The sequence below is a fragment of the Rothia sp. P4278 genome (assembly GCF_048512945.1).
Classification (GTDB): Bacteria; Actinomycetota; Actinomycetes; order Actinomycetales; family Micrococcaceae; genus Rothia.
Genome location: NZ_JBLXXU010000003.1, coordinates 128763 through 147077, shown reverse-complemented (window position 1 = coordinate 147077; position 18315 = coordinate 128763). Strand labels below are relative to the sequence as shown.

The following is an 18315-nucleotide window of genomic DNA, read 5'->3' as shown; positions in this document are numbered from 1 at the left end:
CTTTACCTAGGGGCTGTCCGTAGGGTCTGAGTGACTAGCACAATACACAGGAGCATGAGCACACCGCCGATCCCGGCGGTATAGAGAACACCCGCGTCAAAGGCCTGCTGGGCTGACTCTAGGAGCGCGCTACCGGCCTGCCCGCCAACCTGATCCGCCACGGCAACGGCACCGCCCAGGGTTTCGCGGGCCAGTGCGGCATCAGGCTCACTGACACCTGCGGGTATGACAAGGTGGGCGAGATAGGCGGCATTGAGGATAGAACCCAGAACCGCGATACCGAGCACAGCCCCGCTTTCGTAGGCGGTTTCAGAGATAGCGGAGGCGGCCCCCGCTTTTTCAGGCGGGACTGCTGACATGATGATGTCGTTGGTCAGGGTCTCAGCGAAACCTATGCCGGTTCCTAACAGGGCGAAAGCGATCAGAATACTGGTGTCCGAGCCGGTGTGGGCGGTGAGCATGACCAGTGCGAAGGCTATCACCATGAGGCCCAGAGCCATGCAAATCATGATCCAGAGCCGTACGAACTTGACCAGGTAGACCACCACCAGGCCCGCGATAACGGAGAGCGCCAGACCGGGGAGCAGAACCAGGGATGCTTGGAGCGGGGAGAGCCCGCTCACCAGTTGCAGGTGCTGGGAAACGAAGTAGAGGAAGCCGACCAGGGAAAATACCGTCATAAGGTTAGTCAGTGCCGCCCCGGTAAACCGCTTGTTGGTGAAGAGCCTCACGTCCAGCATGGGATTCGTGCGGGTTAGCTGGCGGCGGGTAAAGATGAACCCGCAGAGCAGGGCCAGGATGAGCATACTGGCGGTGAGTAGGTCCAGGCCCTTGTGGGCAAAGTGCTTGATGGCGTAGACGGCCGGGGTCATGGTGGTCATAATGAGCACGATGCTGAGCGGGTCTATGGCACCGGGGTTGGGGTCCTTGGAATTGGGGATGAGCCAGGGCCCGAGGATGAGCAGGGGCAGCATAATGGGCAGGGCTATGAGGAAGATGGAACCCCACCAGTAGTGCTCAAGCAGGATTCCGCCGGTGATGGGTCCAAGGGCCGCACCGGAGGCGAAACCTGATGCCCAGATAGCTATGGCTGTGCGCCGTTCGGTGCTGTCGGTGAAAATGTTGCGGATGATGGAGAGAGTGGAGGGCATGAGGAGTGCCCCGAAAACAGCCATTCCTGCGCGGGCGGCGATCAGCCATTCTGCGCTAGGAGCAAAGGCTGCCGCGACAGATACCAAGGTGAAGCCAGTGCTGCCGATTAGGAGCATGGTGCGGCGCCCGTAGCGGTCGCTGAGACTTCCTGCTGGTATGAGTAGGCCGGAGAGCACCAGGGCGTAGATGTCGTTAATCCAGAGAAGCTGGGGGCCTGTGGGCGTTAGGTGGGCGGAGATTTCGGGTAAGGCAAAAGACAGCGCTGTGTTGTCGATGGAGACCAGGAGGACCGGGAGCATGAGTACAGCGAGTGCTACCCACCTGCGGGGGTAGGGGGGCGCTGAGGGTGAGGGGTCTGGTAGGGCGGCCATTTGGCCGGTGACGGGGTGCATGCCTGCTCTTTCGCGGTGGCGGGCTACCTGGGGTCGGTATCATCGGTAGCGTGTGGCTTCTGGCCTAGAGCAGAGCCACAGCGCCTATTTTACCGTGGAAGGTTTAGTCCACCAGTACCGCTACGGTTTCGTAGGGGCGCAGGGTCAGTCGGCCTTCTGCGGTGGTGAGGTCAGGGCAATTCTTGTAATTACAGACCAGCACCTTCCCCACCGCGAATTCTGCGGCTAGCTCCACAGCGGTATCTGCCCCGTAGAAGTTGCAGAGCACCAGTAGCTTCTGCCCCTGATATTCGCGGATAAACCCGTAGACGCTCTGGTGCTCGCGGGCAAAAGGCTCGTAGCTTCCCTCCGCAATCAGCGGCATCTGGTGGCGCAGCTCAACCAGGCGGCGGTAGAAAGGCAGAATCTTGCCCTCGGCCTCCTGCCGCTCCACACTCATGAGGGCCTGGGAGGTGGGGCGTAACCAAGGCTGGACTTCGCTAAATCCAGCAAACTCAGAAGCATCCCACTGCATAGGGGTGCGAGAATTATCCCGCGACTTAGAAGCCACAACACGGAAAGCCTGCTCGGAGCTCAGCCCCCTATCCACCAGCGTACGGTAGGCCTTGTGGGACTCAATATCTACATAGTCGTCCATAGATTCATAGGCAGGGTCGATCATGCCGATTTCCTCGCCCTGGTAGATGTAGGGGGTGCCCCGGCCCAGGTGGATAGCGGCGGCCAACATGGTCGCTGATTCTTCCCGGTACAGCCCTGGATCGCCAAAGCGGTTGATAGCGCGCGGCTGGTCATGGTTATTCCAGAAAAGGGCCTGCCAGCCCCCACCCGCTTGAATACCGACTGACCAGTCGGTCAGCACCCCCTTAAGGGCCATAAAATCGAAGGGTACATCTGACCACTTCTCACCCCGGTCATAGTCCACTTTCAGGTGGTGGAAGGAGAAAACCATGTCCAGCTCCCGGCTGTCGGGCCGGGTGTAGCGCACGCTGTTCTCGATGGTGGTGGAGGACATCTCGCCCACGGTAAGCAGCCCCGGGGTGCCCCCGAAGGTCTGCTGGTTGAGTTCCTTAACCCAGGTGTGTACCTGTTCTGTGTCGGTGTAGAGCAGTTTCTCATTCTCGCCGGGGGTGGCATTACGCAGTACCTCGCTCTTGCCGATGACATTGAGAACGTCAAAGCGGAAGCCCCGCACGCCCTTGCTCTTCCAGAAGTTCACAACCCGGTGCAGTTCAGCCCGAACCTGCGGGTTATGCCAGTTCAGGTCAGCCTGGGTGGTGTCGTAGAGGTGCAGGTAGTAGAGGTCGGTGCCCCCGAAAGGTGACCAGGCAGGCCCGCCGAACTTTGATTCCCAGGTGGTCGGCAGGCTCCCATCGGGCTGGGCCAGGCGCAGGTAGAAGTAGTCCCGGTACTTTTGTTCACCGGCCAGTGCCCGCTGGAACCATTCGTGCTCCGTAGAGACATGATTGAGCACCATATCGACCATGACCCCGATACCGTATTCACCGAGGGCAGCTACCAGTTCCTGAAAGTCCTCCATGGTGCCCATATCCGGGTCTATGCGGTAGTAATCGGCAATGTCGTAGCCGTTATCGTTCTGGGGTGACACATAAAAAGGGTTGAGCCAGACCATATCGACCCCCAGCGAGGCAATATAGGGAACCTTCTCAAGTACACCGCGCAGATCCCCCACACCGTTACCGCTCGAATCGCGGTAGGACTTGGGGTAGACCTGGTAGATAACCTGATCATGAAAGCTCATGGTGCGCTGCTCCGTTGTGTGGGTTCCGGTAGTCGTCTGGCTAGCTGGTTCTGTGCATAGATAGCAGAAAGGGGGCATGACAGCCTGCTGGCTGGCACACCCCACTCTACCTGTCTGACAGGTTGCCCTGTTTGGGTTATAAGAGATTTGGAACTTTATTCAGAAACTGGAATTCCCCGGCGCCGGTGGGCGAAGTCCAGGTAGCGGAACTTATCTGCCCGGTGACGAGAAATGGTGTACTGAAAGGCCGTGCCGTCGTCCAATGCCGTAATGGACGTTGTCACCGCAACGTATTCCCCAGCGTGCAGATTCAGGTACTTGGCATCGTTGGGTGTAGCCGGCTCAACCGTGATCTGCCTTGACGCTGAGGAGATGTTCAGCCCCAGCTCCTGCTCAAAATAAGTGTAGAGCGAGTCCCTGGCTACCTCCCCCGATATATTAGGAACAACAGCTTTGACAATATAGTCATGGTCAATAATCGCCGGTGCGCCATCCATGTGGCGTACACGCATCACATGGGTAACTGGCACCTGCTCAACAGTGCCTTCTGCCAGTGCCTGGAAGGGAACCGGAGGCAACACAGCATCTTCTAGCTTAATAAGCTCGGTGAGTGTGCTGCGGCTAGCTGACTCAGCAAATTCCTTATAGCTCAACAACGATGAAACGGGTATGGAGTACCGTTTGTGATCAACCACCAGCGAACCCTTCCCCATAATGCGCTGGATATATCCCCGGTCAACCAGAATAGCCAGGGCTTTGCGAACGGTCTCACGGGATACCTGATAGCGCTCAGTCAGCTTCATCTCACTGGGCAACAAATCCCCGACACCGTATTTACCCTCATCAATGTCACGAGCCAAATCGTGGTAGATACGTTCAAATTTTCCCATTGGGTTCCCCTAAATAACATGTGCGATAGCACTCTGTGCCAAATAAAGTGAGAGCTTTTACACGGCGGTCGTGTTTCCCTATAGTCTAGGGGGCTTATCCAGGGTTTTCGAGGGAACCACCCATAAATAAATGTCACACGTTTGATGGGAATCTGAACTGAAGGAGTAGAGAAAAGTATTCCTGGGTTTGACCTACTGGAACAGTGGTTTGAGCGAGCAACCCCAAGGGGTCTGTCTAGCGCGAAAGGCACCTGCCTGGCGCGGGGTGCGCTTCGAGCCTCTGGCCCGTGAAATGCAAGAGAACCAGCCAGATGATGCCTACCTCAAAGAAGCGGAGGGCTGGCAGAGCGATCCATGGAGTTAGCAGAAGTTCGAGGGGGAGAACTCCGGTGGGCGACGCCTGAATACTACCGTTGGCCGCGAGCAGGCGGGGCGTCGCCCTGTGCTTGCCGTGAGTAACTCTTCCTAGACAAGGCTTATTCAACAAAATCTGGGGAGAAAAACCTATCACTGTCTAAAACTCCACTATCTGAGAACACCCAGCGGTTGCATCTACCCTCACCAGCACCCGGCGTAAACTAGATACCCAAGACGACTACCACCAGTTATCAAGGGGAACACGATGCCAGAACTGCGCTCGCGCACATCCACCCACGGCAGGAACATGGCAGGAGCCCGCGCGCTCTGGCGGGCAACCGGCATGGGAGAAGACGACTTCGGCAAGCCCATTATTGCTATTGCCAACTCTTTCACCCAATTCGTTCCCGGCCACGTGCACCTGAAAAACATGGGTGAGCTGGTGGCCGGTGCTATCCGCCAAGCCGGCGGTGTAGCCAAAGAATTCAACACCATTGCGGTCGATGACGGTATCGCCATGGGCCATGACGGTATGCTCTACTCCCTGCCCTCCCGCGACCTGATTGCGGACTCGGTAGAGTACATGGTCAACGCCCACCGCGCCGATGCCCTGGTCTGTATCTCCAACTGCGACAAGATCACCCCCGGTATGCTGCTGGCCGCTATGCGCCTGAATATCCCCGTCATCTTTGTATCTGGCGGGCCCATGGAATCGGGTGCCGCCATTGACGGCGTAGTAGAGCACCGCCTGGACCTGGTAGACGCTATGGTCATGGCCGTTGACGACTCCGTGAGCGATGAGGCCCTAGCCCAGGTCGAACAGAACGCCTGCCCCACCTGCGGATCCTGCGCCGGTATGTTCACCGCCAACTCCATGAACTGCCTCAACGAAGCCATTGGCCTGGCCCTACCCGGTAACGGCACCACCCTTGCCACCCAGGTAGCCCGTAAGCAGCTCTTCCTAGAGGCCGGTGCCAAGATCGTTGAGTTGGCCAAGCGCTACTACGAGCAGGACGACGAGAGCGTCCTGCCCCGCAGCATTGCCAGCAAAGCCGCTTTCGAGAACGCTATGGCCCTGGATGTTGCAATGGGTGGCTCCACCAACACCGTCCTGCACATTCTGGCGATTGCCCACGAGGCCGGTGTGGACTTTACCCTGCGCGACATTGACGCGATTTCCCGCAAGGTGCCCTGCCTGGCTAAGGTTGCCCCCAACTCCACCCAGTACCACATTGAGCACGTCCACCGCGCCGGTGGCATCCCAGCCCTGCTGGGCGAACTTGACCGGGGTGGCCTGCTCAACCGCGACGTCCACTCGGTTCACTCCGATTCTTTAGAATCTTGGCTTTCTGACTGGGATATTCGTTCCGGCGCGGCCACCGAAACCGCTAAGGAACTCTTCCTGGCTGCACCCGGAGGTGTTCGCACCACCCAGGCTTTCTCCACCGCTAACAAGTTCGACTCGCACGAGACCGACCCCGAAAAGGGCTGTATCCGCTCGGTTGGGCACGCCTACACCAAGGACGGCGGCCTGGCGGTGCTCTACGGCAATATCGCTGAGGACGGCGCAATCATCAAGAGCGCCGGTATCGACGAGGAACTCTTCCACTTTGTGGGTAAGGCTTTTGTCGTGGAGTCTCAGGACGAGGCCGTGTACGAGATTCTCTCCAAGAACGTTAAGCCCGGGGATATCGTGGTCATCCAGTACGAGGGCCCCAAGGGCGGGCCGGGCATGCAGGAAATGCTCTACCCCACCTCCTACCTCAAGGGCCTGGGCCTAGGTAAGCAGTGCGCACTGATTACTGACGGTCGTTTCTCGGGCGGCACTTCGGGTATCTCCATCGGCCATATCTCACCCGAGGCCGCCGCTGGTGGCGCCGTGGGCCTGATTGAGCACGGCGACGAAATTGAGATTGACGTCCATAACCGGATTCTGCGCGTGAATGTACCCGATGAGGTCCTAGCCGCCCGCCGTGCCGCTAAGGGCCCTGCCCCCTGGAAGCCCACCAAGCCGCGTGAGCGCCAGGTGTCCAGTGCCCTGCGGGCCTACGCTTCGATGGTAACCAGCGCCGATAAGGGTGCTGTGCGCATCGTACCCGAGTAAGGGGTAGCTTCTGAGGTTTTCCGGTAAAGCCGGGGTGGCTTCAAGCCCCCCGGCTTTTTCGTCTTTTGAGTTACCGGTGAGTAGGAGTTTTACTGTTGAGAGAAGGGCTGCTCTGTCCAGTGGGTGGGGTGCCGGTAGCAATTAGTCAGTCTCCTGAGATAGCTTTAAGGGGTAAGCATAATACCGACAACCCCATAGGAGATGAATAATGTGGACATCACGCCCGCGCATATTAAGAAATGCCAGTTAACCTGGGAGCCGCCAGATTACACCAGCTCTTACCCGGCGGGCTTCACTGAACAGGGTGTAGCCGTCATCGCCGTGGTCATGGACCAGATACGGGTTGCCGGTGACTGCCATGTTGGGCTCACGGCTTTTGTGTTTATCTCTCGGGAGAACGGGGACCGCGAAGTTCTAGAGTGCGAACCTATCGCGGAATCTCTCACCCACTGTCTGATGGAACCCTGCGATACGGTACACACCGACATGCTGGGCCGCGCCATCCTGGCCGCTATGGATGTTATCCCCGAAGAATACAAACAGAACCTGATGACCGTAGCTGCAGATAAGCACTACCTTAAACTGCTCTTCCGTAAGTTCACTGCCTTCCGCGACTTCATGGAATACCGTTCCTTGGATAAGGTCATGAACCCCTATGAGTCTCACTCGCTGGGGGAAATTCACGTGAAACTTCTGGGCACCCCGGCGGCAGAACTTATGCCTCACTTCTTTGATGAGGCTTCCCGACTAGCCCACCGTGAACTTGAGCAGAACACCGCCCAGCTCCCCCTGGAAAAGCTGGCGGAGTACAGTGTCTTTACTGACTGCTCTTACCGCTCTACCAACAACAAGCGCTACCATAAGGGTGGGCGCATGGGTATTGGTGGGGTGAGTGAGGACGGCTTCTTCTTTCACTCCCACTACGATGCCACCAACATTATGACCGGGGAGCTCTCGGCCATGCTGGCGGCTTTCAATATCTTCTACCACGGCGGTCGGCAGCTGATTATTCACACTGACTCCCTGGGGGCGCTTACCTTTGTGTTGCGTCTGGCCCATAACCGCTGGGTCTATAAGACTTGGATAACCGAGGGTGTGCAGAACCAGCAGGTCTTGGACGAGATGGAGCGGCTCACTGCGGCTATCCGTGAGCGTCGGGTGCTGGTTAAGCATGTCCCTGGGCATTCAGGGCACGGGCTTCAGGAGTCATCCGACTCGGTTTCTAAGATGCACCGTCATTTCCCCGGGCAGATCGTGGAAAAGGGGTACGTTTCTGAGTTCAACCAGCGGTGCGAGTCGATTATTACCGCGCTCTCCGGGTGCGAAAAAGCGCTCCGGCTACCGTGTGCTGAGTGGATTCAGATTAAACCCTCGGTTGTTCACGCCCGTAACCGGCTCTGGAAGTAGGTAGGGATCCACAGCAAAGAGGCCACCTGTTTTACCTTCATTGGAGGGAGAAACAGGTGGCCTCTTGAGGCGCGGTAGGGGAGAGCCCTAGAGAGCTTTTGCCTTCTTATCTTTCTGGGCACGGAGGATGAGCCACACGAAAGTGCCTACCAGGGCAAGAGCGACTAGGGCGTACACTACCTTGGAGTACCGATCAATGAACCCTTCAACAACAGGCCAGTTTTCACCGAGTATCCAGCCGCAGTAGATGAGCAGGGCGTTCCAGATAGCTGAACCCAATAAGGTGTAGAGGCCAAAAGTTATGGGGTTCATGCGGTGAACACCGGCAGGAATGGAAATAAGGGAACGGATACCCGGGATAACACGCCCGATCAGGATAGAGGCTTTACCGTACTTGTCGAACCAGATAAGTGCACCATCGACGTCCTCCACTTTAACCAGCCACATCTTATCTGCGATACGGCGTAGGCGGTCAGCTCCGATTGCCGCCCCCAGATAGTAGAGGAAGTAGGCTCCTGCCAGCGAACCGATGGTAGCCCAGATAAAAGCTGCAAAGATATTCATGGACCCCTGGGATGCAGTGAAACCGGCCAGCGGCAGAATCACCTCAGAGGGAATGGGCGGGAAGACGTTTTCAAGGAAGACGGCCAGGCCAACACCGGGTGAGCCGATGGCTTCCATGATAGAGATAACCCAGTCGATGATGTTCTGGAGCACAGGGGCCCTTTCGTGGGGTGGCGGTGAGGGGCGTTTAAGCAATGTCCCCCAGTTTAGCTGAGGGTGTCTGACTTAGCATAGGCGCTAGGGCCTTAGGCCTCTTTCCCCCCAAGGAACTGTGATAGCGGAACCTACTTTTAGTTTCTTCTTACCGGGGCGGGTACTTCCGGTGGTGAGGGCGGTGTTGGTGCTGTGCCTAGCTACGGCAAAGACTTTTTGGGTGTCCCCGCTTAGGCGGGGGGGGGGGGGAGCCTATCCCTACGGCTGGTAAGGCGGGGGACACAGAAATACCCCGCCTACGCGGGGAAGAGAGACACCGATGATTCAAATACACAAGAACCCAGGAAATACCCCCGCCTACGCGGGGAAGAGTACCCAAGCGGCCCAAATACGCGCCGCGCCCGGGAAATACCCCCGCCTACGCGGGGAAGAGGTGACCGCCTGGGCGATGGCCTGCATACTCGCGGAAATACCCCCGCCTACGCGGGGAAGAGATCAAGGCTCCAGGAAAGCGGGGCGCTTTCATGGAAATACCCCCGCCTACGCGGGGAAGAGCTTCTAGCTGGGCACGCAAGGCGGCGCGCTCAGGAAATACCCCCGCCTACGCGGGGAAGAGTTGTGGGGCATGTATGTGCTCTTTAAATATAGGGAAATACCCCCGCCTACGCGGGGAAGAGAGGGCGGTTATATCGGTGGGTAGGGTGACCACGGAAATACCCCCGCCTACGCGGGGAAGAGCTTGGAATTTTGGCCTCAATCTTGTTTCCCCGGGAAATACCCCCGCCTACGCGGGGAAGAGCCGCTGGCTTGAGTGCATTGAGCCAGGCTGTGAGAAATACCCCCGCCTACGCGGGGAAGAGAGAAGCGTCGTCGGTGTCACGGCGGTCTTTCAGGAAATACCCCCGCCTACGCGGGGAAGAGTTGTTCCCAATATAAAGGCGGCGGCGCTGGTCGGAAATACCCCCGCCTACGCGGGGAAGAGTGTTCACCCAGGGAATCGGCCTACAGGGACTAAGAAATACCCCCGCCTACGCGGGGAAGAGAAACCACCTGCTTTCTTCCTGGCCTGCGCCTAGGAAATACCCCCGCCTACGCGGGGAAGAGGCCCTGCTGGCCCTGCTGGCCCTAAAGGCGACGGAAATACCCCCGCCTACGCGGGGAAGAGGCGTACCCACCGCAAGCTAGCGCAGCGCTAGTGGAAATACCCCCGCCTACGCGGGGAAGAGAGCGGCTTCGCTAGCCGGTGATATGGGTTTACGGAAATACCCCCGCCTACGCGGGGAAGAGGCCGAGAGCCTGGAGGCGGCCTATAAGGCTCAGGAAATACCCCCGCCTACGCGGGGAAGAGTCGTAGTAGTAGAAAGCCCGCCCAAGGGTTTTGGAAATACCCCCGCCTACGCGGGGAAGAGTCCGCCGCGTACTGGAATTGCAAGAAGTGGGCGGAAATACCCCCGCCTACGCGGGGAAGAGGGCCAGAGACAGAATCTTCCTTACGCTCAATAGGAAATACCCCCGCCTACGCGGGGAAGAGAGGCCTGGAATACGCTCTCACGCACTGCGCTGGGAAATACCCCCGCCTACGCGGGGAAGAGACTGATGACTACCAGAAGCAAACTGACCTTTGGGAAATACCCCCGCCTACGCGGGGAAGAGAATTCAAAGGCCCAATAAATAATTGATAGCCGGGAAATACCCCCGCCTACGCGGGGAAGAGTCCTCGTAGATAGTTATTTGCGCGCCGGGCTGGGAAATACCCCCGCCTACGCGGGGAAGAGTGGGCCAGCGCATCTTCATCCCCGGCCCGCTGGGAAATACCCCCGCCTACGCGGGGAAGAGACCAGGTACACGATTCAGAAAGCTGCGGGAAAGGAAATACCCCCGCCTACGCGGGGAAGAGTTCTGCGAGTTCCATTCTGCGGTTTCTTTCAGGGAAATACCCCCGCCTACGCGGGGAAGAGCTACTGGCACTACTGAAGACACCTTTGACCTAGGAAATACCCCCGCCTACGCGGGGAAGAGGCATATTTATGCAGTATGTTTGCCTGGTGCCCGGAAATACCCCCGCCTACGCGGGGAAGAGCCTACCCCGTTATTCCGATTGACTGGGAGGAAGGAAATACCCCCGCCTACGCGGGGAAGAGAGCTACTGATGGGGCCAGCGGGGCCACGGCCTGGAAATACCCCCGCCTACGCGGGGAAGAGATGACTGTGATGGTAATGAGCCAGGTTGGCATGGAAATACCCCCGCCTACGCGGGGAAGAGCTTCGTTTTGCAACACTTCAACAATAAAACACGGAAATACCCCCGCCTACGCGGGGAAGAGCGTCTTGAGCTGAAAATGTCCAACAATGCCATGGAAATACCCCCGCCTACGCGGGGAAGAGCGGATAGCGTCATCACCTATCGAAACGCCGCTGGAAATACCCCCGCCTACGCGGGGAAGAGACTATCTGACCTGTGATTTTATCAGCTGAGGCCTGATTTTTCGCTGTTTTTAGGTAGCTGTGTGTAGGTAAGTGTGAGCCCATCCAGCTCAATAACAGGTCTGCTTTGCACTCCCACAGATACAACAGTAAAACCTTGTTCAGTTTGTCTATCACTGGTAATCATAGTGAAGGACCCTTCTTTCGCGGCCAGAACGCATCTGCTCCAAAGATTTTCACGAACCCTCTTGGATACGTTACCAACATATAGCCCCGTTGCTGCTTCCGATAGAAATCTACTAATGTAACCTCGCAGATGCTCAGGAATAGCAGTTGCAGAGAGCACAACAAACATGATTACTGGTCACCCCCATACTGAACATGCCCCTCAACCTCATCGCCTCGGTCACTGACCAGACGGTCATCGTCCCTTTCCGGAAGGTAGGGGGTGAGCACCTCCATAAGGGTTTGTAACATCCCCTTAAGCACCTGCTGTTTGACCAGCTCTTTCCGCACCCCAGTGCGCACATCCTCAGCAAGGTTACTGCTACTGTGGCAGGCAAATGCTACAGGTATAGACAGCGACGGCTTATAGAGATCAGCAAGGTCAAAGAGAAGCGAACGTGCATCACCCCGATGAATAATTCCCAGTGCAGGGTTAACCCCAATCGACGCGCAGGCAGCAGCCGCGCACCCGTACAGAATCGAGTGAGCAATATTTAACGCCATATTGACGTTGTCATCGGCATCTACCTGCCTACGGAAACCTGAAATCCTGTACTTCTTTGCTGTATCTCGGTAGAGGTTGCGAATAGTTCTGCCCTCCAGCCCGCGCATGGCAGCAATAGTCCCACCAGGCATATGCTCAATCCCAAGTTGCTTCTTATAAAGCACCAGAGCCGTAGCACGCTGATCCTTCTCTTGCGCGACAAGGCGGGCTTGAGCAATAGCCCACCTGGCAGATGACGTCAAGGGGGTTGCATGCGAATAGGCGGGGACGCCACCGCCACCGGTAAACATGACGGTAGTCCCTGCACGGGTACAAGACGTTATAGCAGGCTGAGTAATGCTAGTGCCCGGGCCTAACATGAGAACCGAAAGCCCGCTCACCGGTAATTGAATTCGTTTACCGGCTACAGGGCCCTTTTCGGTATCGCCACCGTAGGCAATCACACCTGTCTTATCTTGCCTAATGACGCAGTATTCAAGGTAGAGGAAAGAGACTCGGTCCTCGAGCCTCACCTGGTGGTCCGTAGGGATAGTGGAGAAAGCGAGAGCTTCTTCTGAGTAGCTCATTGTTCACCCGCTCCCGTAAAACCAAGAATGCAGTCGTATACGCTACCTTCAGGGACTTGCATGTAGTAGTAGCGGCTGAGGAGAGTCTTAGAATCAGCGAGCGATGGCAGGCTGTTGAGGTATTCACGGTTGTCCTGAGATACAACAATAGGCAAGGACGCTCGTAACGCTTTCTGAATATCTGCTTGGTGATGCGAGGTAAGGGAAAGCAAATCTTCAAGGGTTCCTTCCCATGCGCCGGGTATCTGCTCTGGGTTGCCACCGACGATGACCTGGCGGACTTCACTGTTGATAAGCCGGGTGAAGGCACCATCGTCTGAGTCATTGAAGTTCTTATCTGTCATATCGCTAAATTCTTTGATGGTGCTTAGAGGGTGTAGCGCAGAAGCAAGTTTCTTAGCTTTCTTTTTACCTTCCCGCAAAGCTGCAGCGTTTTCTGCAACCAGGTCGAAGTCGTCTGATGTGAGTATTGAGTCAAGGGTTACGACGGCTGCGTCCACAAAGTCTTGGTTCATCCTTGGGCAAGGGAATGCAGGGTTAGCCTGTAGGAAATCCCAGGTACGTTGAAGCTCAGCTGCATGGTAGGGCTTGAGCATCCGCGTTTCGGCATCTTTTGGTTTCACCACGTGAATGGTTAAGTTCTTGATACCGGGAACCCGCTCTACACGATTTTTATCTGTTCGCCGCCATACACGCCCAGCTCTTTGAATCAAAGAAGGTGCTGGGCAGAGATCAGTGGAGAGTATATCGAGGTCAATATCTAAGGAGGCTTCAATAGCTTGGGTGCCGACTACTGTGAGTGCGCTTCCTGTACCACCAGAACCGATTGTTTTCTCCAGAAGCTCAGAGTTGAGCTTACGGTGTTCAGCGGTCATTCGGGAGTGCAAAAGAATAACTGGTTCGTCTTGTAGAGCTAGTTTTTGGGCGATAGCCTGGGCTCTTTTTACTGTATTGCAGATAATCCCAAGCCGCGCATGAGGGAATTTTTGGCGTTGATTAACGGCCCATTCAAGATGGGCTGTTTCAAGATCTATAAAGTCGGGCTCGGTAAAGGAGAAATCAATGGTGTATTCGGGGGTATTGAGCAATGTCTGCTGGATACAAGCATTCTTGTAGTCCGCTATTTCCGTTGCCGGAAAGATAGCTTTGCTTGTTGGGGGTTCTCCCGTATATGCGCCGATAAAGCGATCCCGCTGCCACTGTGGAAAGGTTGCAGATAAGAAGGTGACACGGGTGTTGGTTAGCCCGAGCCAGGTGAGGAGGGGAACGAGAAGCTCACTTTGGTAGTGGTCTAGAGTGTGGATCTCGTCGATCACCACGTGGGAGTTAGCAAGAGCCAGGAGTCGCAGGTGGGTCCATTTCATGGGGATGGAGGCCATAAGCGGCTGGTCGATGGTGCCAACGCAGACGGGCGCGAGTAGGCGAGAGGCCCCCGATTTAACAAATTCAGTGGGGTAGAGTCCACCACTGTCATGACCGTTGCAGGTGTCGGAGAAAACGGTGACGGGCCGGGTGTAGAAATCTTCGATGGACGAAAGCCCATGAGCTAATGCTGCCACGTTGGGGGTAGTGGCGTAGGCTTTTTGGATGCGCCGCATAAGGGCATTAGTTGTGGCCTGGGTGGGGAGCAGGAAGATAAGGCGTTCGTCTTTGAGGGAGTGGCGTAGCAGAGCTGCTTCAGTTTTTCCGTTGCCGGTGGGTGCCATCGCATTCCAAATACCTTCACCTGTTGTGAGCGCTTCTTCTTGTAAGGGGCGCGGGGTATAGGTGCCTAAGATAGCGGAATGAGCTGCTTCTGCGTTTTCCCATCCCTGGTAGAGACCTACTGTATCTTTGACACGCTGTAGAGCAAGGTCGGTGCAAGCTTTAATCCATTCCGCTGGCTCTTCAAGGGAGAGCTTGCCTTGAGCCATAAGCTCTTGATTGTGAGTAACCCAGTCGGTACCCGAAGCGATACGGTCAGCAAGAATGACAAGCCCTGAGAGTAAGACAATAACGGTGGGTGAGACCTCTTCAGGAAATTCCTCAGGGGAAGTATCTAGTGCTTCAGAGAGAAGGCTGATTAAGTCAGATTGAGCCTCAGCCCACCCCTGTTCTAGTGCTTGATGAAACCTTTTCTTAGTTACTTTGCTATTTCCCCAATCCGGAAAGGTGAAAGCGCCGTGGTGACCTAAGGATGGAAGAGCGAACCAAAAATCTGAAGCGTAGTCGGTACGGTCTGTCAGTTTTTTATGGGAAAGGGTGAAAGCCCCTATCTGCTCATGCCGGGCCAGAAACCGGTTGCCGCTTCGAGTAATATCGGCCAGGGTTCGGTTATCGAGGAAGACGCAGGCCGGTTCGTGGGTAGATATTGATTCGCGTATTTGGTCCCATTCAGGCCCTTTACGGCGGGGTTGAGCCTGGAAAATAGGGGACGCCTTACCTATGTCGTGTGAACCTGCAATCCATTGGATAATTTTTATGCTCTGTTCCCCTAGCTCAGCTGCGATGAGGGCGCGTAGGCCTGGTCTGAGCCAATAGTCGTGCAGAGCCCGGGCTACCGTTGCCGTATCGAGTAGATGGGCTAAAAGGGGATAAGTCTGGTTGAGACCGTTTTGCTTGGACCATAGGTAAGGGTGGGTCTTCACTGGTCTTCCTTAGCTGGTGAGGGGGCGGATGGAGAGCAAGCCGCAACCATATGACTTTGCGCGTCCGATGCCTTTCAGCAGTAGTTCCTCCAGGAGAGCTGGGTCTTCAACACAGCCGAATCCGTCAACTGTATCGACCTGTACAACGAAGGGGCTGCCCTGTGAGTGGCCTGACCGGTTGGAGCCTAAGGCTTGGCGTTGATGATTAAGGATGGTTACTTCACTGAGCGCGGGAGAAAGCTTCCCGGCTAGCCATTCGCTCATGCGAGGTAGATGCTTATCAGCTTTGGTATCTCCATCAAAGGGAACCTGCGTGATACCCAGGCCTCTCTTGCGGTCACTCCCTTCCTCTCGTCTTTTTCTCCTGACCGCGTTAATAGAGATGCGGAATGAGATATGGGTGCCAGCAGGTGGTGCAGCGAGTTCAATGTGCTTTGTTTCTACGGGGTGCCCTTCTGCCGGCGCGATATCAGACTGAATAAGAAAGTAGGGTGCGCTACCGGCTGGGGTGTCAAGTCGAAAGAGGATGTTGGATGAGGCGCGTGGGTTATCAAGCGTGAGCTCAGGGAACAGGTGCATGACGGCACGGTGGCGGAAAACGGGGGAATTGATATCCCAGCCTTGCTGTGGTTTGCCGGGATGATCCACCATGAGGGCTTCATGAACTGGGTATTTAGTAAGGAATACGGTGTGCGGCACTGCGTTTTACCTTCTCTCTGGGTTGTACCAGGTGGGACTGGTAGAGTTACTTCTGCCTCGGATTCCTGCTCTGGCATCTAGCTAGTTGCGGGGTAGTTCAATACATTTGTAGTGTCCGAGATTTTCCCCGTAGGTACGGGGGAATCTGTTTCCAGTGTACTTACTTGGGAACAGAAGAGCAATAATTTTTTAGACATACAATTGTAATGTTTGGTTTAATAGGTTACTCTGGTGGTGGAGATACCGAAGGAGGTAGTCGTTGTTATCCAATGCTTTGACGGACATTCCCTGGATTCGCCTTGAAACCAAGAATGGAGTGTCTGGTATCACTATAAGAGAAGCTCTATTATCCGCACACGAAGAAGGTGCCTTCCTTGATAAAAAGGCTCCAGGTTACGCTTTGGGGTCGCAGATGCGAATCCTTAGGGATGTGCTTGCCGTGGTCTTGCGCTACGAAGAGGGGTATGAGCCGAGAAGAGAGAAGAAGCTAGCTCAAAAGATTCTTAAGCAAGGGTTGAGCCGGTCTGCGGTAGATCAGGGGCTCAAGCAGCTAGAAGCTGGGGCCGATCTTTTTTCATCCACATTCCCTTTCTTGCAGCGTCCAGCCGTGAAACCAGAGTCTCCTAAAGACTCCGCTCGTTTGCTGGCGCCGGGGAAGCAGCCCGTTAAAAAGTTGCTTCCTGCTATGCCTGCTGACCAAGGAGAAGACTTCTGGAACCTGTCAGTTTCTCAGCCGGACAGTTTGGGCCTAGTGGAGGGAGTCCAGAACCTAGCGATACACCATCATTACTCCATGGCGGGCAACAACGTCTACGATGGTGAAAAATGCGCAATGGGTTCTCCCGGTATTCGCTTCCTGGGGAAAGGGAACACTGCTACAGAGATTTTTTGGGAGGAGAGAAGCCTTCTCGCAACTCTTTTGCAGTCCCTGCCTAAAGACTGGGTTCAGGGGGAGGGACTGCCGGCTTGGTGCGACAGATTAGGCACTACAGCTTTACGTGATGATGGAACAGAACACCCCCTCTGGGCAGGTACATGGAGTTCCAACACTGCAGCCTGCCTCTGGGAGGGCGAGCGTCTTGTGGGTGTGCGTATTGGTGGTATTCCACAAGAGTGGTACCTGCCCACTATGGGCCAAGATAAAGATGCCCGCAAGAACTGGTGGGACGACCGCAATACTCATGACCCTTTTTACCTCTACATTAAGAATCAGCAAGGAGATTCCAAGGCTCAGCGACTCGACTTGGGTAGAGACGCCACGGACCTGGCTGTTGAATGGGCGTCAGAGCATAAAGTGGCTGTGGCTAAAGACCAGCGTGATGACTGTTTCTATTCGTCAGATAAATCTAGGTTAGCTTTTATCCGGCACCAGATTGAAGGAACAGCATCATCGCCTAGTATTCGCGCTTCACAGGTTTATACACCTGATCCGGAGCGTTGGGTCTTTGGGCAAAGTGAGGAGGTCCAAGAGCTTGTCCAAGAACAGGCTCGCGTAGTACAGCAGATGCATGCCATTATTTGTTCGCCGTTCCGTCGTAAAAATGCTGGGGACGAAAAACGTCTTCAAGAAGGCTACGCACCTGTGGTTCTTGACGATTTAGAGCAGCTAAGGCCTGACGCTTCTGCTCATTACTGGCGAGCCATTACCCCCGTATACATACAGTTCCTCCAATACGACAGGGAGAATTGCAGTTACCTGCCAAACTCTCTCCTTGAAGATGCTGTGCGGGCCGCAATTGGGGCCTATGACGCAACCGTTCTGCCCTACAGCAACCAGAATACTGCCCGCATTGAGTATGTGCGCGGGCAGCTTTACGCCCGCCTTCGGAAAGCAATGAATATTATCAAGGAAACCCCTAACGAGGAGGATAGCGATGACGAATAGCCAGCCAGTCCAGTGGCAAACCCTTATCAAACATGTTATTGACTTAAGCAAACAAAAAGAAGGTAATGAAAAGGAGATTGCTTGCCTCCGTCGGGGGAGTAGCTCCGTTACTGAGTATTATGCTTACCCCTATGTATTGCCTCATACAGATCGGTTTAACCAGGAGCAAAAAACTGCGCTTTTACGTGCGGTTGCAGCCCTTGTAGAGTATCCAGAAATCCCTGCATTCAATACTAAAGGTGGGCGGGGCTATAGATCTTTCGGATCCTGGTGCTACCAGCTTTCCAAGCGCCTGGCAGATGATAAAAAGAACACGCTTAACCCAGATAAACCGGACGTGGTAGGACAGCGCTTAGCTTATCTGCATACCCAGCCGCTTGAAGAAGCTGTCTTGAGTGTCCGGAGGTTACTGGCACTTGCACGTAACCTAGAGAACCCGCCAGCTCTTGATAAATATAACCTGGTAAGAACCTTAATTTTTTGGGGTAACGGCCTTTCGTCAGCATCTCAAGAGAATCGCCGCCAGATACTCCGTGACTACTACTCCTCATTCAACTACACCCTCTCCCAGGCCGAAGAAGACTCACCGGCCGAAGACCAGTAAGG

The 18315-nt window shown here is 55.5% G+C and carries 13 protein-coding genes and 1 CRISPR repeat array; of the genes, 5 read left to right on the top strand and 8 right to left on the bottom strand.

The window, feature by feature from the left end; genetic code table 11:
• Positions 1-2 precede the first annotated feature (2 nt).
• The 3 genes from ACN085_RS07680 to treR form a co-directional block, all read right to left on the bottom strand.
• Complete coding sequence (locus ACN085_RS07680; RefSeq protein ID WP_419111200.1) at positions 3-1523, bottom strand: MFS transporter; 1521 nt, start codon at positions 1521-1523, stop codon at positions 3-5.
• A gap of 124 nt (positions 1524-1647) precedes the next feature.
• The gene (locus ACN085_RS07675) at positions 1648-3303 is read right to left on the bottom strand and encodes an alpha,alpha-phosphotrehalase (protein WP_419111129.1); all 1656 of its coding nucleotides are present in this window, start codon (positions 3301-3303) and stop codon (positions 1648-1650) included.
• Between the two features lie 155 nt (positions 3304-3458).
• Positions 3459-4193: a trehalose operon repressor gene (treR, locus tag ACN085_RS07670; RefSeq protein WP_419111128.1), complete on the bottom strand. Its 735-nt coding sequence runs from the start codon at positions 4191-4193 to the stop codon at positions 3459-3461.
• A 187-nt stretch (positions 4194-4380) separates the two neighbouring features.
• On the opposite strand from treR, the gene ACN085_RS07665 reads away from it, so the two are divergent.
• The 3 genes from ACN085_RS07665 to ACN085_RS07655 all read left to right on the top strand — a co-directional run bounded on the left by ACN085_RS07665 (position 4381) and on the right by ACN085_RS07655 (position 8061).
• Positions 4381-4557, top strand: a complete 177-nt coding sequence (locus tag ACN085_RS07665) for a hypothetical protein (RefSeq protein ID WP_419111127.1) — start codon at positions 4381-4383, stop codon at positions 4555-4557.
• A gap of 258 nt (positions 4558-4815) precedes the next feature.
• Positions 4816-6654: a dihydroxy-acid dehydratase gene (ilvD, locus tag ACN085_RS07660; RefSeq protein WP_419111126.1), complete on the top strand. Its 1839-nt coding sequence runs from the start codon at positions 4816-4818 to the stop codon at positions 6652-6654.
• Between the two features lie 210 nt (positions 6655-6864).
• Complete coding sequence (locus ACN085_RS07655) at positions 6865-8061, top strand: RNase H family protein (RefSeq protein WP_419111125.1); 1197 nt, start codon at positions 6865-6867, stop codon at positions 8059-8061.
• Positions 8062-8148: 87 nt separating this feature from the next.
• Here the strand turns inward: ACN085_RS07655 and ACN085_RS07650 are convergent, their stop codons facing one another.
• From ACN085_RS07650 to cas6e, 5 genes are all read right to left on the bottom strand, one after another.
• Positions 8149-8778 carry a DedA family protein gene (locus ACN085_RS07650; RefSeq protein WP_419100263.1) on the bottom strand — a complete coding sequence of 210 codons (630 nt, stop codon included), beginning with the start codon at positions 8776-8778 and terminating at the stop codon, positions 8149-8151.
• A gap of 343 nt (positions 8779-9121) precedes the next feature.
• Positions 9122-11224: a CRISPR direct-repeat array (repeat unit 29 nt; unit sequence GGAAATACCCCCGCCTACGCGGGGAAGAG).
• 21 nt (positions 11225-11245) lie between these two features.
• Positions 11246-11557 (bottom strand): type I-E CRISPR-associated endoribonuclease Cas2e, encoded by a 312-nt coding sequence (gene cas2e, locus ACN085_RS07645; protein ID WP_419111124.1) that lies wholly within the window; start codon positions 11555-11557, stop codon positions 11246-11248.
• A gap of 2 nt (positions 11558-11559) precedes the next feature.
• Positions 11560-12498 (bottom strand): type I-E CRISPR-associated endonuclease Cas1e, encoded by a 939-nt coding sequence (gene cas1e, locus ACN085_RS07640; protein ID WP_419111123.1) that lies wholly within the window; start codon positions 12496-12498, stop codon positions 11560-11562.
• The gene (gene cas3, locus ACN085_RS07635; protein WP_419111122.1) at positions 12495-15125 is read right to left on the bottom strand and encodes a CRISPR-associated helicase Cas3'; all 2631 of its coding nucleotides are present in this window, start codon (positions 15123-15125) and stop codon (positions 12495-12497) included. Before cas3 ends, cas1e begins: the two co-directional genes overlap by 4 nt.
• Before the next feature lie 9 nt (positions 15126-15134).
• Positions 15135-15776 carry a type I-E CRISPR-associated protein Cas6/Cse3/CasE gene (gene cas6e / locus ACN085_RS07630; protein WP_419111121.1) on the bottom strand — a complete coding sequence of 214 codons (642 nt, stop codon included), beginning with the start codon at positions 15774-15776 and terminating at the stop codon, positions 15135-15137.
• A gap of 307 nt (positions 15777-16083) precedes the next feature.
• On the opposite strand from cas6e, the gene ACN085_RS07625 reads away from it, so the two are divergent.
• Positions 16084-17709, top strand: coding sequence for a type I-E CRISPR-associated protein Cse1/CasA (locus ACN085_RS07625; RefSeq protein WP_419111120.1), 1626 nt, complete (start codon positions 16084-16086; stop codon positions 17707-17709).
• Positions 17699-18313: a type I-E CRISPR-associated protein Cse2/CasB gene (locus ACN085_RS07620; protein WP_419111119.1), complete on the top strand. Its 615-nt coding sequence runs from the start codon at positions 17699-17701 to the stop codon at positions 18311-18313. The genes ACN085_RS07625 and ACN085_RS07620 overlap by 11 nt, the downstream gene beginning before the upstream one ends.
• Positions 18314-18315 lie beyond the last annotated feature (2 nt).

Excerpts from the sequence above, each read along its gene's own strand:
- treR (WP_419111128.1), bottom strand. The coding sequence starts at position 4,193 with ATGGGAAAATTTGAACGTATCTACCACGATTTGGCTCGTGACATTGAT.
- ACN085_RS07675 (WP_419111129.1), bottom strand. The coding sequence starts at position 3,303 with ATGAGCTTTCATGATCAGGTTATCTACCAGGTCTACCCCAAGTCCTAC.
- cas1e (WP_419111123.1), bottom strand. The coding sequence starts at position 12,498 with ATGAGCTACTCAGAAGAAGCTCTCGCTTTCTCCACTATCCCTACGGAC.
- ACN085_RS07680 (WP_419111200.1), bottom strand. The coding sequence starts at position 1,523 with ATGGCCGCCCTACCAGACCCCTCACCCTCAGCGCCCCCCTACCCCCGC.
- cas6e (WP_419111121.1), bottom strand. The coding sequence starts at position 15,776 with ATGGTGGATCATCCCGGCAAACCACAGCAAGGCTGGGATATCAATTCC.
- ilvD (WP_419111126.1), top strand. The coding sequence starts at position 4,816 with ATGCCAGAACTGCGCTCGCGCACATCCACCCACGGCAGGAACATGGCA.
- cas2e (WP_419111124.1), bottom strand. The coding sequence starts at position 11,557 with ATGTTTGTTGTGCTCTCTGCAACTGCTATTCCTGAGCATCTGCGAGGT.
- ACN085_RS07620 (WP_419111119.1), top strand. The coding sequence starts at position 17,699 with ATGACGAATAGCCAGCCAGTCCAGTGGCAAACCCTTATCAAACATGTT.